We start from the raw sequence: 15,919 nt of genomic DNA, 5'->3' as shown, positions 1-15,919 counted from the left end.
TTAATTTCCTAAATTTTCACCATAAATATCGACATAAATCAGTTAATCACAATTATTTAAAAGCTACTTTTGACCTTTGGTATACAAATAGCTATGTTTTGTTGATTAAATAGAATTGGTAATTGTATAGAACTTAATTAACCCTAAAGTGATGTGTTTATAAAAATAGCATCCTGTTGAACAATTTTATCATTGATTGGGCTAATTAATTGATCAAATGAGCCTGAATATTGGAAGCCTAGTTTTACCATTTTGTTGTATATATCTCCAAAAAGGGGCTGATCTTCATACAATATTTCAAATGAAGTTTCTAGAATTATAACCTTAGCTTTTTTTAAGGTTTTTTCAGCACCAGCTATAACTTTACTTTCATAACCTTGCACATCAAGTTTTACTAAAAAATTATCTTTTATATCTAAATTTTTTGCGTATTCATCCAACTTCACAACGGGAACCTGAGTTGTTTGAACAGATTTTGTATTCGAAAAATGCTTAACGTGATTTTCAGCAATTTTCAACAATGAAGATGATGGGGAATACTCATTACGTTCAAACGAAATCTCGCCAACATCATCACCTAATGCATAATTATGAGCCGTAATAGTTGGAAATAATTCTGTTACCTTTTCTAATTGAACATAGCAATCAGGAAGTGGCTCAAACGAGTGAATTTTAGCCTCGGGAAATGCCAGTGCGAAAACAATAGCGGATTGGCCGGTATTTGCACCGATATCAAGTATAGTATCGAATCTAAAATCTGCGAACCATTTTTGTTTAAACTGTAAATATTTTTTATAATCAAACTCATACTTTCGCCAACGGCTCAGACTAGGGTTATTTAAAAAAAATATTAACCTCTCAATCTTGTCTATATATTTTTCCATTTGTAATATTTCGCTTTCAACTTCTGTTGAGTTTGTTCAACTATTTTAGTTGGAAGAGCCCTTATCAACAAGAACATACATAATAAGAATATGAACATTCTAATATATAATTCATTGTAATATAGTGACCCAAAGGACAAAATTAAGGATAGAAACCCAAAAATGTATATCCTTATGACATAAATAAGCGAAAATGACACTGCGCGATAGCCGTATACAAGACAAAATAGAGTCAACCAGAATCCTATATTCCCAATGGCTGCGCCTAAAATTCCTATTTGCATGGTTAATAGGTAAATCAGAATTAATGTTACTATACCAGAAATCAGAATTATAATTGTATTTAGTGCTTGTTTAAATACGCCAAATAAAATGTAATAACCAACAGCGTTGAAGGAATACACGGCATAAATACCGGCCAAAGTAGGTAGTATTAATGAAGCATTTTCGTAGTTGGATATGTTTCCAAGAATTAGTAAATTAATCTCTACTGAAAAGCAAATTATGGTAATTGCTGAGGCAACAGATATAAATACGTTAAGATAGACTGTATTGGATATCGTCTGATTTAGTAAGTGCGTATCGTCTACAACATCTTTTGATTTTATATAGGAAGATAAGGGTTGAGCAGGTAATGCAGATATATTATTTATCTGAGTAGTTATTGAGGTCGCAGCAGCATATATACCTGTCAGTTCAGAGCCGAGTAATCGGCCAATTAATAGACGATCTCCCTGTGTAAATAAGGCTGCACCTAATGAGCTTGGCCATATTGAGCTACAATACGATAGCACTTTTTTGATTTCAGCCCCAGACCACGAAAATAGACTACTGAAACTGGTATAAAATTTACTTTTTGATGTATAAGCAATATGCATAATTAACCCTAATACCATAATAAAAAATTGCCATATAAATATTCCGGTGAGTGAATGAGTATATCCAGCAATAAATATAGAGCCAATATAAAATAATAGATTGTAAACTGTTGTAATCAGATTTTGAGCATCATATCGGTTATACGCCTGCTCCAGGCCTATAAAGAATTGATGCGGAATTCTGAAGATGGTTGTGAGAGAGGTTATCTTAAGTAAAAAACTGACTTGTTCCTGCTGCTCTGGAGAAAACGAAATTAAAAACACCTGCACGAAATATGAGGACAGATAGATTAAGCAGCCTAGCACTAAACCTAACATCATTGTGACCCAGAAACATGCACCTAGTACCTTTTTATTGGGGTTGTCGGCCACGTGAACCGTTGTGGATATACTAATACTCCACTCAGCTAACGAGATAACAATTGTTATAGCATTGACTATTGAATATAAACCAAATAAACTTACCCCTAAAGCTTTCACTAGCAGAGGGATAGAGATCGTAGCTACTATTAGCCTTACAACACCTCCAAGGAGATTAAAGAAACTACTTTTAAACATTAATAATGGCTTAACTAATTCAACAGGCAAAAACTTAGTTCAATCAACTTCAATTTCATGTTGCTATCGATTATGCTTTTGCAAATACATAGATGAAGTATTATCCACAGACTAGATTTATTTATTATATTTCTGCAAGCATTTTCTCTTCTACCATCATTCGTCCCACATCTTCCATACTGCACCGGGCTTCCCAATTCAACTGCTTTTTAGCTTTAGCCGGATTAGCATATCCCTCAGCGATATCTGTTGGGCGAAAAAAAGATGGATCAGTTTGCACATGCTGCCGCCAGTCAAGTTCAACTGCTTCAAAAACGACCTGTATAAACCTGCTTAGTTTATGCGTTTTACCAGTAGCAATGACGTAATCATCGGCATTTTGCTGTTGTAACATGAGCCACATAGCTTCCACATATTCGGGAGCCCACCCCCAGTCGCGAGCGATGTCGATATTTCCTAGTGTAAGCGTTTCACGGCTCCCTTTGGCTATACGGCAGGCAGCTGCCACAATCTTTTGCGTAACAAATCTTTCGGGTCGTAAAGGCGATTCATGATTGAATAAAATGCCTGTGCTAGCATAAATTTGATAAGCCTCCCTGTAATTAGCTACCTGCCAGAAAGCAGCCGCTTTAGCTACACCATAGGGGCTGCGCGGGCGAAAAGGTGTTTGCTCATCGGCCGGTACGTTACCAGTATCGCCAAAACATTCGCTTGATCCTGCGTTATAAAAACGAATGGGTAGTCCTGTAAAACGTATAGCTTCCAGCAAATTTAACGTACCAACACTGATACTTTCGAGCGTCTCTACAGGTTGTTCAAAGGATAAACCTACTGAACTCTGACCGGCCAGATTATAAATTTCATCGGGTTTAGCACGTTGTAAGGTTTGAAGTACAGAGCGAAAGTCGTTTATACTAATGGAAACCCGTTTTACATCATCATAAATACCAAGCCGCTTCAGATTGCCAAAGGATGACATCTGTGCATCGCGGGATGCTCCAAACACAGTGTACCCTTTATTAAGGAGAAGTTTAGCCAGATAAGCGCCATCCTGACCAGATACACCACATATTAATGCTTTCTTCACAGAGTCATTTATCTAGATATACTATCACCTGTCTTCCTCCATAGTACAGGATTGATAAAAATAGCCCTACAAACCCAAAGACTAAAATTAGTACACTCCGTTTAGGGCCACTCTTTTTTAAGGGTACTCTGGCAGGTTCTAACAACTTAAATACAGGAGCATCTTCAGCAACCTTAATTTTGGCCTGCTCCAGCTGTTTGGAAAGATCACCAAAGACACCCTGAGCCAGTATGTAATCGGCTTGTAATCGCTGCTCTTCAATCTTAGCCGTATTTAAATACAAGCTTCGATTCTGATCACGAAACTTAGAAAGGGCATACTCAGCCAATTGATACCTGCTTTTTGCTTCACTCAATCTACTTTCTAAAAAAAGAACCTGACTCCTGGCCTTTTCCGTCCTGTAACCCGAAATGTATTCCGTTAGGTAATCCAACGACAGTTTAGCTACTGTAGCCGCAACGATTGGGTCTGTCCACGTAGTGGTTACCTGGATCTTACCCGTTTTTTTGTCATAGGTTCCAGCCACAGATTCGTGTACTACCAATACAAGGTTCTCCTGTTTTTTAGTAATCACTAACGGTTTACTTTTAGTAACTGGCAAAGCTGCCTCTGCTTTACCCGGATCTTCAGAATTAAATAAGCTTCCCAGCCAGGAAGGTTTGTTCACCTCATTGATAAACTGCTCCAGTGAGGTCTCTTTTCCAAAAAGTTTTGAATAAACAGGCTGCTTCAGAAGGTGAAGCGCGAAAGGAACACTTTGTAGTACGTCCGGATAAACATCTGGTCGAATGGCGTCTGTACCAGCCGACGCCCCGGAACCTATGTCAATTCCAGCCAAACCGGCAAGTGAACTTAAGTTCCCTAAATTTCCTGCTTTAGTCTGAATTTCAGGCAATACGGTTGTTTGGGAAGTATATACGTTCTGCTTGGAGAAAGCATATACTATTCCAATAACTAAACCAATCCCCGCCCATAATATTATCTTCAGGCGGTTACTTTTCAAAAAATTTAGGATGTCACCCAGTCGAATTTCCAATTCGTCTCCGTTACTTTTTTCCTTTTGGTGACTTTCAGTAACTGACATGTTAAAACTAATTACGTATGCTTAACGAATGATTACATTGATAAGCGCAATAGATACGGTTGCCAAAAGCGATAAGATACCGATACGTTCAGCCGATGTTAATCGGTTGGTATCAAGCGGCTTGAAAGGGACAACAACAGTCGAACCGGGTTCGACTTTAGGTCTTGATTTAAAGAAAAGAAAATTATGGGTACGGTCTTTCCGGCCGTTCGGGTAAATAATGTAAGCTTTCGATTTCCGCGCATTATCGGTGAAACCGCCTGCTTCAGAAATATAATCCTCAAAATCATAATCCGCTTTGTAACTGACAGATGATGGGTTTAAGACCCCCCCCTGCACTGATATTATTTCGGAACGACGGGGAATAAAAAGGGTATCGCCGTCATTTACCAACAAATTTTCTTCCACATTTGGGTTATCCAGAACGTAGCGTAAGTCACTCCCGATTACCTGTCCCTGACGACGATATTGAGCACCCGGCATGTAGGCACCCGGTTTCAGACCTCCCGCCCGCTGGATAAGGTCGTTGATACGTTCCTGTCGATTGGAAATGGCATAATTCCCCGGTTGCATCACTTCTCCACTAACATATACCTGTCGCTGTAGCTCGTAGTTCGGAGATGTTCGTACATAAACGATATCAAAAGGCTGTAATCGAAAACCAGTTGCGTTTTCTAACGAATTTGTCGATGGAGATTCTAATGGGCTGATTTCAAGGTTACGACTGACGGCAAATCGATACATTTCAAGGATCGTCGACCGAACACCCGCCGAATCCTGTCGGATACGCCGGGCGACTTCAATCAAATTTGGTTTGGCCCCTTCCTCAAAACCACCTGCCTTAGCGATCAGATCGGCTACACTCATGTTGGCCACAAATTCAACCGTATCGGGCTTATTCACGGCGCCCTGAATCGTTACGTAGTAATCTTCGCGCAGGTTTCGAATAGACAGAATAGACAAACTATCCTGACGCATCAGCGGAATATCGGCAATCTGGCCCGCCATTAATTTGCCCAGATCAAAGGAAAGATTCTCCCGATCCATATCAGGTCGTTCGCGGGTGATTGTAGCCCTGTTCATGAACGCATCCTTCCGCAAACCCTCGGCCCGGTTGATGAGTTGACGTACCGTTTCTAATCCTGGCTCGAGCGCATAGTCGCCGGGGCGCATAACGGCCCCGCTCACCTGAATCCGGTTCTCATACCGATCCAGAATCTTTCCTACGAAATATTTATCGCCACGTTGGGGTGCGAACGTAGCAACCTGCTCTTCAGTGATGTTAATGATACGTCGCTCACGGTTGGTGTTACGTCGCAACGTAATGGAAGCGCGGTACGCATCATCACCAAAACCACCGGCAAAGGCCAACAAGGTTTTTAGGGTTTCGCCAGGCAGCAATTCAAAAATAGCCGGTCGACGTACTTGCCCGGTTAATTCCACACGTGTATCATAGTCGGCTACGCGAATGACATCCTGATCCTGCAAGCGGATATTATCGCGTTGGTCAGCCCGTAAAATGTAATCGTACAGATCAATGGTACGTATAATCCGATTCCCCCGAATGATATTTATTTTACGAAACGAACCTGTTTCCGGATTTGGACCACCCGCTAGATAAAGCGCGTTGAAGGCTGAGCCGAGCGATGAGATGGTATACGTACCAGGCCGAACAACTTCACCAACCAACGTAACACGGATACTGCGAATATTGGTTAATGTCACATTGGCACTGGTACCACTACCGGCACGCCCTAAACCCTCATAGCCTCCCTGGCGCAATCGTTCGATGATACGTCGTTCGGCCTGTTCAATCGTGAGGCCACTCACAAAAATCGCCGGTATGTCTGGAACCTTTACCGTACCGTCGGGGCTAACTTTTAGCTGATATTCGCCGGTCGATGCTCCAGAAATATCAATTCGAATTTCGTCATCGGGTCCTACTACGTAGTTGCGTGGGGTAGCAATCCGTAAGTTCGGCTCAAATGACAAATTGGCATTTTCGAACAATGAAGCCCCAAACACACGCAATTTTCGGCTTGTGTCGCGCCGTGCGGTATTTAGTGAATCCTGACGGCTGGATAAATCATCGGGTAACGTTCGACCAGTTGTTTTAGGGTCAACTGAAGTCAGATTTTGGGGCCGGGACGACTTTGTACGTAAATCACGAATACGTCGGCGCATTTTAGCGATGTCGTCCAACGTATAACCCTGAGACATAGCGGCTTGTTCAATCTGCGCTTCACTAAGGCCACTGGATTGTGCCCGCTTGTAAAAGTTTTCCACCTCTTCATCGCTTAACTGATCTACTCGGGAACGGGGTACCTGGGCCGAAACCTGATACGATCCGAGTAGCATTACGAATAGCAAAAAAACGGCTTGATAATGACTGATATGGTGGAAAAAACGTGACAATTTGTCTTTAGTGCGCATGAATAATGGCTCTTGGGCCAAAATTTGAACTGCAAAAATAAAATGTTGAGACACAAAAGTAACGCATTCTCGTTAAAACATCATCCCTTTATGATTCTAGGGACCGTCTGTGAGAGGGGTTTTGCCTTGTAGTCCCGTTGTAAAGCACTAAATTTGTGAGAAAAACAGTCTTTATGATCAACCCATCATGATCCTTACCGGTTCATGACTTACTGACTGAAGATTATCACTAAAAGATCTTATGATTAATCTCATAGCCAAATTTTTCGGAACCAAATCACAGCGGGATATTAAAGAACTGCTTCCCTATGTTGAGAAGGTAAATGCCGAGTTCGTTCGCTTGAAAGATCTTTCGAACGATGAATTACGGCAAATTTCAGCTCAACTGAAGGCGCAGATTGCTGATGAATTGGCCGACATTGATAACCAGCTTATCGACCTCCGGGAGCAGGCTGGTCATCCCGATGTAGACGTCAACGAAAAGGAACGTCTCTTCAATCAGGTCGATAAACTTGAAGCCGACCGTAATACTGAACTGGAGCGCGTTCTGCTCGACATTCTCCCACAGGCCTTTGCGGTCGTGAAGGAAACGGCGCGTCGGTTCACGGAAAATGAACAACTAACCGTTACAGCCAATGACCTGGACCGGGCTATAGCCGCCCGTAAAAAGAACGTAGTGATTGATGGCGATCAGGCGCATTGGGCCAATAGCTGGGACGCGGCTGGCACGCTCATCAAGTGGGACATGGTACACTACGATGTTCAGATCATTGGCGGGGTTGTGCTGCACCAGGGTAAAATTGCTGAGATGGCCACCGGTGAAGGTAAAACACTGGTTGCTACGTTCCCGGCTTTCCTGAATGGGCTCGCGGGGCAGGGTGTGCACATCGTAACGGTCAACGATTATTTGGCTAAACGTGACTCCGAATGGATGGCCCCACTATTTGAGTTTCACGGCATGCGCGTCGATTGTATCGACAAACACCAGCCTAATTCTGAGCAACGGAAACAAGCCTACCTGGCCGACATTACGTATGGCACCAACAACGAATTTGGCTTCGATTACCTGCGCGATAACATGGCCCGCGAAACCGGTGAACTGGTTCAGCGCAAGCACCACTACGCCATGGTCGATGAGGTCGACTCCGTGTTGATTGACGATGCCCGAACACCGCTTATTATCAGCGGTCCGATACCGCGTGGCGATGAGCAGGATTATATTGAGCTAAAACCTCGTGTGTCGCGAGTCGTTGAAGCGCAGCGGAAACTGGTTTACGATTACCTGAACGACGCCAAACGGAAAATTGCCGCTGGCGATGAAAAAGAGGGTGGTTTGTCGCTGTTCCGGGCACACCGAGGTCTGCCAAAACATAAGCCGCTCATCAAGTTCTTGAGCGAAACCGGGAACAAGGCGCTTCTTCAACGTACCGAAGCGATTTATCTGGCCGAAAACCAGAAACTGATGCCCGAAGCGGATGCTCCTCTCTATTTCACGATTGACGAGCGCCACAACAGCATCGACCTAACCGAAAAAGGAATCGACTACATCACCGGTTCTGGCGAAGATCCAAACTTCTTCATCCTTCCTGACCTCTCTATCGATCTGAACGCGATCGAGAAAGATGGCAATTTGTCGGAGCAGGAAAGAATACTTCACAAGGAAGCCGTTATTCGCGACTACGCCGTTAAAACGCAACGTATCAATACGGTAAACCAGTTGCTGAAAGCTTACACGCTGTTCGAGAAAGAGACCGAATACGTTATCATGGACGGTAAGGTGAAAATTGTCGATGAGCAAACGGGACGTATCATGGAAGGGCGTCGGTGGTCGGACGGGTTACATCAGGCCGTTGAAGCCAAAGAGAACGTAAAGGTCGAAGACGCTACCCAGACGTACGCCACCGTTACGCTCCAGAACTACTTCCGGATGTATCACAAACGGGCGGGTATGACGGGTACGGCCGAAACGGAAGCGTCTGAGTTCTGGCAGATTTACAAAATGGACGTAGTAGTCGTTCCAACCAATCGTGCCATTAGCCGCAAAGACGAAGAAGATAAAGTATATCGGTCGGTTCGGGAGAAGTATAACGCCGTTGTGGAAGAAATCACGAGTCTGGTCGAAAAAGGACGTCCGGTGCTGGTCGGTACAACATCAGTTGAAAACTCCGAGTTACTGAGCCGGTTCCTGACGCTACGTAAAATTCCGCACCAGGTTCTGAACGCCAAATACCACCAGCGTGAAGCTGAAATTGTGGCAACGGCGGGTTTACCGGGTAATGTTACCATTGCTACCAACATGGCGGGTCGTGGTACTGACATTAAGCTGACGCCTGAATCGCGTGCCGCCGGTGGTCTGGCTATTATTGGTACTGAGCGTCACGAATCGCGTCGGGTCGACCGCCAGTTGCGTGGTCGTTCCGGCCGTCAGGGAGACCCCGGCACGTCGCAGTTCTTCGTGTCGCTCGAAGACAGCCTGATGCGGTTGTTCGGTTCAGAACGTATCGCGAAGGTCATGGACCGGATGGGTCTAGAAGAAGGCGAGGTAATTCAGCACTCGATGATTACCAAATCCATCGAACGTGCCCAGAAGAAAGTCGAGGAAAATAACTTTGGCATTCGGAAACGTCTGCTCGAATACGACGACGTAATGAATTACCAACGTGAAGCCATTTACAAACGTCGACGTAACGCCCTGTTTGGTGATCGGCTTCCGCTCGACATCGCCAATACGATGTACGACGTAGTGGAAGAAACCGTCAACAACGCCGAAGGCAATATCGAGGAAATAAAACTTCAGCTGCTGACCACGCTCGGTCTCTCGCCCGAATTGTCTGACAGTGACTTCAATCGCCTAAAAAAACCCGACCTGATTCGTCGTTTGTACGATGAGGCCGAAGCGCATTATCAGGAGAAAAACAACGCTATTGCCGAAAAAGCCTTGCCCGTTCTGACGCAAGTGCTACGTGAGCAGGGTCACCAGATTAAAAACATTGTGGTGCCATTTTCCGATGGTCTTCACGAATTGACGGTAGTTTCGGACTTGCAAAAAGCCGTCGATTCAGGTGCCCGCGAAATCGTGATGGAAATGGAGAAAGCCGTTACGTTGTCGGTCATCGACCAGGAGTGGAAGGAACACCTCCGCGAAATGGATGATTTGAAGCAATCGGTACAAAATGCTGTTTTTGAGCAAAAAGATCCACTGCTTATCTACAAATTTGAGTCGGTAGAGTTGTTCAAGCGGTTTTTGAACAAGGTGAATTTCGACACCATCAGCTTCCTGACCAAAGCCGATATTCCGGCCCAGGAACAGGAGGAAGTGCAGCAGGAGATTCGTCAGGCACCTGCCCAACGACGCCCGGAACCACAGCCGAAACTCCAGACCAACGCAGAAGATTTCAACGACGATCATCTGGCTAGTGGGCCCGAAGAGTATGCTCGTCGCATGGCCGAAAACAACGCCATGGGCGCTGGTTCGCCACCAATGCCGGCACAGCGTCAGGCTCCGGTACGTGTCGCTAAACTCGATCGTAACGCCCGCGTTAACGTTCAATACGTTGATGGATCGGTAAAACGCGATGTCAAGTTCAAAACGGTTGAAAACGACGTAATAAGCGGCAAAGCCATGCTTATTGATTAGTACGTTAATCCTAGTTTACCAAACGCCCGCTGACCGAAAAATTAGCGGGCGTTTTTGGTATAAAACACACGTAGTCAGCTTAATAAATAGACACTTTTTAGGCAGGCAATACGTTATCAACGTAGCATGAACAAAGTCTTTTTTTCGCTACTTTTCTTCGGTCTGATATCGGTTACGCCCCAGATTGACCCCATCCGACTTCGCTCCGAAAACTTACCGTTTACGCCCAAAGAATTTTACATCGCTACGGTTACCGACCAACGTACTGAACGCGGCCCTATCGCCCACCTGGCATTAGAAGTGAATAAGCCTGTTCAAGCGGTCGATCTGGAGAAAGGCCTGGCGGGTAGTTTTCAGCAATTTGTCAATCAAAGTCTGCGCCAAACAAAATCACTACGTCCTGTTGCTATGCGGGTGAAGCAGTGCCGCGTCAGCGAAAATGCAGCCGGAAATCGCGTAACAGGTGAGTTTAAGCTGGTTCTTGCTTTCGAGTTGTTGAGTAAAGATGATACCGGATCTGAAACCAGCACGCACCTGATGGACTATCAGGGCGGCACTAAGTATACGCGCCCGTTAGATCAGACAGGAGTCATTGAGTCTAGTATTCGACAAACACTGAGTGCTTCGCTACGTAGATTCAACGAATACATGAACCGTGAGAGTGGACGAAATGAGAAACTGGCAAAAAAACTTCAGGTTAACTTTATAGACGATACGCGCATTACCGACGATGATACGGTACAATATAACCCCGACCGTAAACTAACCTGGGCCGACTTCAAGGGCGAAGCCCGCAAGAGTAGCCACTATGCTGCTGAAGTTTTTACCAGCTTTTCGTATGAGGGTAAAAGCACGGTCAAAAATGGGGTTATAGTTTTGAACCTCAACGCGAAGGCGTATATGCTCAAAAACTCGTCGTGGGGCCGGGCGGATGCCAAAAACGCTTATGCCCTCAACCATGAGCAGCGCCATTTCGACATCACTAAAATTATTCTGGAGCGTTTCAAAAAGAAACTCAATCCCGATAGCCTGACGCTGGAAGATTACAACAGTATTGCTCAGTATCAGTTCATTGAAGCATATCGCGAACTAAATCGGATGCAGACGCAATACGACAACGAAACAAATCACAGCCTGAATCAGGCCGCACAGGAACGCTGGAATCAAAAAATTGACGCCGAGCTACGTAGCTTTGGCGTGATAAAATGAAAAAAATCCGCGTTCTGCATATCAGTACGGCCCACCAGCCGCAAGACCCACGTATCGTTTTTAAGCAATGCCAGACGCTTGCCGATGAATATGAGGTCTTTTGCGCCCTGCCAAACGCGGACCCATCCGTAGCTCCCGACATTCACTTTATCCGTCTCCCCTACTACCGACGCGTCATCTGGCGCATCCTGATTACCTGTCCGCTGATTCTGCTACGTTGCCTGCCGCTACGTCCGAAACTGGTACATATATACGTACCGGAGTTTGTCCCTTTTGCGTATGCGTTTAGGCTGTTAGGCGCTCAGATCATTTATGAGGTTCAGGAAAATCTGCATAAAAAAATGCACCTGAAAACTATTAACAAAGGCCGTTTTCTTCAGAAAGCATTTTTGTGGTTCGATCATCTGGCCCGGCAAAATTTCTACCTTATTTTCACCGAACACGGCTATCTCAGTACGTATTCGCAACTGGCGAAACCGCACGTAGTGATTTATAATTTCCCGCTATTGTCGTTTCTGGAGCCGTTTCGTCGGCCATATGGCCCGAATCCGACACATCCTTCGTTCTTTTACATTGGCTGGCTTAGTTTCGAAAGAGCGATTGATACGTTAATAAAAGGGGCGGCTCTCCTAAAAGTCAGTCATCCGAACGTAGCGGTTCATTTGTTTGGACAATGTATCTTTACGGCCGAACTCCTGGAGGCTATTCCAGACTACGCTGCTGTGCGCGATTCGATACATTTTTACGGGTATACTGATCAGCGACTGGCTTTTCCAAAGTCGGCTGGCGCTACGGCAGGACTGGCTTTGCTTAAACCCGTTGGCGATTATCCCGAATCCTATCCAACCAAACTGTTTGAATATATGGCATTGGGACTGCCCGTCGTTACGTCCGATTTTCCGCTTTATCAGGACGTAGTGGAACGGCATCGCTGTGGTTTTTGTATATCGCCGTATGAACCTCAGCAATTGGCCGACGCCCTTACGTATCTGATTGAGCATCCTGACGAAGCTCAAAACATGGGTGAACGAGGGCAACGAGCTGTTGAGGAACACTATAATTGGCGTACAGAAGCCGAAAAATTGCTTCTTTTTTATAAACGAATACTCTATCGGAATTAGAATAACGTATCAAATTAGACATATCCAATACATTATGGTATTGTTCTAATGTTTAATACTACGTTTTCCCGGAAGGATTTAACTTTAGGCACTAATTACGGGTTATACTCGTGTTAGTCCCAATTTATTTGGTCTGATGTATATACACGCGGTAAGCCATTATTTGCCCGAACAGATAGTTGGCAACGAACATTTTACCCAGCTCAACGGACTTTCAAGTGACTGGATTATTGAGCGTACGGGAATTGTGGAGCGACGCAAAGCCGCTCCCGGCGAGAATACTAATACAATGACGCTTGAAGTTGTCCGGAAACTTCAGGAAAAAGTCGACTTATCTACAATTGATCTGATTGTTGGCGCTACGTATACACCCTACGATACAATTGTTTCTCTGGCCCACGAAGCGCAACATTATCTAGGTATTCCTGACATACCGGTTATTTCAGTCTCTACGGCCTGTTCGTCCCTCCTTAACGCAATTGAATTGGTAGAAGGGTATTTTGCGCTCAACAAAGCCAGTCGGGCGCTGGTCATTGTAGCCGAACACAATACGTTGTATTATAATGAACAGGACACGGTTTCGGGCCACCTCTGGGGCGATGGAGCGGCTGCGCTACTCATCACCAAAGAACGACAAAGCGACGCTGATTTCGCGATAAAGTCTCTCCTGACGGGTGGAGCAGCTCACACGCCCAAGGCCACAACGGGCGTGATGATGAAACCCGCAGATGGTGGCGTAACGATGCCGCATGGACGCGATGTTTTCATTAATGCCTGCCAGTACATGCCCAAGGCGAGCTTACAGGCCATCGAACGTTGCGGCCTCACGTTGGCCGATGTCGATTACATCTTACCGCACCAGGCTAACTTACGTATCTCACGTAACGTAATGAACACGCTCGGTCTGCCCGAAGAAAAGCTGATTTCCAACATACAGCGATACGGTAACACAGGTTGCGCCGGTTGCGCGATTGCCCTCTCCGAACAATGGGATACGTTCCAGAAAGGCCAACGTATTGTCATTACCGTATTCGGTGGCGGCTACTCATACGGAGCCATGCTGGTGGAAGTTTAAAAGTGTAGAGACAAGGCATGCCTTGTCTCTACGATTGCTACTGCGCATCCGCGCGCCAGATATTGTTTTTGCTGTTAATGTCGGGGAGTTTCTGGTCGGGGTCTATTACAACTGACTTCAAAGAAGACGTTGAGTTGTACTTGAACGTCCAGCCGGCACCGCGCTGCCATACTTCGATTGGCAGATTGATACGTCCTTTTTTGCCGTTTGATTCAGTCACTTCGATTGTGACTGGCATCGCCATTTTCTCCAGATTATCAATGGAAATCAGCGAACCGTTGGCTGGTGAACCATCCACGTATTTCACGCCTTGTACGCTCTGATCCAGTTTCCAGGTTTCGTAGAAGTAGCCGCGCCAGAACCAGCCTAAATCTTCACCGGCACCATCTTCCATGCTGCGGAAAAAGTCGTAAGGGGTTGGATGCTTGAATGCCCAGCGTTGTACGTAATTCTTAAACGCAAAATCAAACCGATCGGGACCGAGTACTACGTCACGTAGCAGTTTCAACCCGATACCCGGTTTGAAATAAGCAAGTATTCCCAGCACCCGTGCCTGTTGCACATCAGGAATGGTCATGATGGGTTCGGCTGGTGCAAACAGAGCTGGAGCCAGATCGTGCATGGTGCCTTTTTCCCGATTGTACTCACCTTTATTGAAATTTGCCGTCGATAAGCCGTTGATGAACGTATTGAATCCCTCGTCCATCCAGGGGAATTTTCGTTCGTTATTCCCCACAATCATTGGGAACCAGTTGTGCCCGAATTCGTGGTCGGTTACGCCCCAAAGTGCATCTTTTTTATCACGGTGATCGCAAAAAATAATACCCGGATATTCCATGCCCCCCACAATGCCCGCTACGTTCGTAGCAACTGGGTAGCTGTACTCGTACAGGTATTTCGAATAGAATTCGATACAGCCTTTAACATACTCCGTCGAACGGCCCCATGAATCGTTGGTGGCACTTTCTACCGGGTAAACGGATTGGGCGAGCGACGTTTGACCACTTGGCAAATTAATTTTGGCGGCATCCCAGACAAAACTGCGCGACGACGCCCACGCTACGTCGCGGCTGTTCTGGCACCGGAATTTCCAGGTCAACGTACCCGATTTTTTCGGGCGCGAATCTGGATTCGTCACTTCATCTTTCCCACGAATAATAACGGTACTATTGCTCTGACGGGCCTGTGCCAATCGTTTTACCTGCTCAGCCGTCAGTACGTCGTTTGGATTTAGTAACTCGCCGGAGCCAACCACAATGTGATCCCAGGGAGCGGTGATGCTGTATTCATAATCGCCATAATCCAGGTAAAACTCGCCGGCGCCCAGATACGGTAATACGTTCCAGCCTTCAATATCATCGTATACACACATACGCGGATACCATTGGGCGATTTCGTAAATAATACCGTCTTTGCGTCGAAGCTGGCCCATCCGGTCGGAGCCGTATTCTGGAATTTTAAAGGAGAATTCCATTTTCACTTTCACTACGTCGCCATTAGCCTTCACGGGCGTGCTCAGACGCACCTGCATACGGGTGTCGGTGATTTCATAGCTGGTTTTCGCAAAACCACCCTTCCCCTGATCAACCTGGACGTTCGAGATGGTCAAACCACCTGCGAAACCCAGATTACCAAACCGTCCGCCCGTTGTAGGCGTCGTTTTGGCGGCCCGCGACGTATCACTAAAGGCATTCTGGTCGAGCTGGAGCCATAAGTAAGGCAGTGTTTCGGGTGAGTTATTTTTATACGTAATGGTCACCTCACCGGCAACCGTTTTCTGCTGCTCATCTAACGTAACGGCAATTTGGTAATCAGAACGGTTTTGCCAGTAGCGAGGGCCCGGTGCTCCACTACCCGTCCGATAATCATTGCCCGGTTGCATGTTAAACAACGGGTGAAATAACGCGAGTGGGTCGTATTTAGAATTGGCAGGAACTGAATTAGTTTGTGCAA

At 45.6% G+C, this 15,919-nt stretch carries 10 protein-coding genes; 4 read left to right on the top strand and 6 right to left on the bottom strand.

The window, feature by feature from the left end:
• Positions 1 to 143 precede the first annotated feature (143 nt).
• The 5 genes from IC229_RS03225 to IC229_RS03205 form a co-directional block, all read right to left on the bottom strand.
• Entirely contained in the window at positions 144 to 884 is a 741-nt protein-coding gene (locus IC229_RS03225; protein ID WP_190885488.1) for an FkbM family methyltransferase, read from the bottom strand.
• Positions 869 to 2,350 carry an oligosaccharide flippase family protein gene (locus tag IC229_RS03220; RefSeq protein WP_190885487.1) on the bottom strand — a complete coding sequence of 494 codons (1,482 nt, stop codon included), beginning with the start codon at positions 2,348 to 2,350 and terminating at the stop codon, positions 869 to 871. Before IC229_RS03220 ends, IC229_RS03225 begins: the two co-directional genes overlap by 16 nt.
• 94 nt (positions 2,351 to 2,444) lie before the next feature.
• Positions 2,445 to 3,407: a GDP-mannose 4,6-dehydratase gene (locus IC229_RS03215; RefSeq protein WP_190885486.1), complete on the bottom strand. Its 963-nt coding sequence runs from the start codon at positions 3,405 to 3,407 to the stop codon at positions 2,445 to 2,447.
• Between the two features lie 4 nt (positions 3,408 to 3,411).
• Positions 3,412 to 4,491 carry a Wzz/FepE/Etk N-terminal domain-containing protein gene (locus IC229_RS03210; RefSeq protein WP_190885485.1) on the bottom strand — a complete coding sequence of 360 codons (1,080 nt, stop codon included), beginning with the start codon at positions 4,489 to 4,491 and terminating at the stop codon, positions 3,412 to 3,414.
• A gap of 21 nt (positions 4,492 to 4,512) precedes the next feature.
• Entirely contained in the window at positions 4,513 to 6,924 is a 2,412-nt protein-coding gene (locus tag IC229_RS03205) for an SLBB domain-containing protein (RefSeq protein ID WP_190885484.1), read from the bottom strand.
• Positions 6,925 to 7,165: 241 nt separating this feature from the next.
• On the opposite strand from IC229_RS03205, the gene secA reads away from it, so the two are divergent.
• The 4 genes from secA (at position 7,166) to IC229_RS03185 (ending at position 13,966) form a co-directional block, all read left to right on the top strand.
• Positions 7,166 to 10,561 (top strand): preprotein translocase subunit SecA, encoded by a 3,396-nt coding sequence (gene secA / locus IC229_RS03200; RefSeq protein ID WP_190885483.1) that lies wholly within the window; start codon positions 7,166 to 7,168, stop codon positions 10,559 to 10,561.
• A gap of 126 nt (positions 10,562 to 10,687) precedes the next feature.
• Positions 10,688 to 11,770: a hypothetical protein gene (locus IC229_RS03195; protein ID WP_190885482.1), complete on the top strand. Its 1,083-nt coding sequence runs from the start codon at positions 10,688 to 10,690 to the stop codon at positions 11,768 to 11,770.
• Positions 11,767 to 12,891, top strand: a complete 1,125-nt coding sequence (locus IC229_RS03190) for a glycosyltransferase (RefSeq protein ID WP_190885481.1) — start codon at positions 11,767 to 11,769, stop codon at positions 12,889 to 12,891. The genes IC229_RS03195 and IC229_RS03190 overlap by 4 nt, the downstream gene beginning before the upstream one ends.
• A gap of 136 nt (positions 12,892 to 13,027) precedes the next feature.
• Complete coding sequence (locus tag IC229_RS03185; RefSeq protein ID WP_190885480.1) at positions 13,028 to 13,966, top strand: 3-oxoacyl-ACP synthase III family protein; 939 nt, start codon at positions 13,028 to 13,030, stop codon at positions 13,964 to 13,966.
• 37 nt (positions 13,967 to 14,003) lie between these two features.
• Here the strand turns inward: IC229_RS03185 and IC229_RS03180 are convergent, their stop codons facing one another.
• Positions 14,004 to 15,848 carry a M1 family metallopeptidase gene (locus IC229_RS03180; RefSeq protein WP_394355923.1) on the bottom strand — a complete coding sequence of 615 codons (1,845 nt, stop codon included), beginning with the start codon at positions 15,846 to 15,848 and terminating at the stop codon, positions 14,004 to 14,006.
• Positions 15,849 to 15,919 lie beyond the last annotated feature (71 nt).

It is taken from the genome of Spirosoma profusum (assembly GCF_014699005.1).
GTDB lineage: Bacteria > Bacteroidota > Bacteroidia > Cytophagales > Spirosomataceae > Spirosoma > Spirosoma profusum.
The sequence above is the reverse complement of the archived record's forward strand: the minus strand, read 5'-3'. Positions and strand labels throughout refer to the sequence as shown.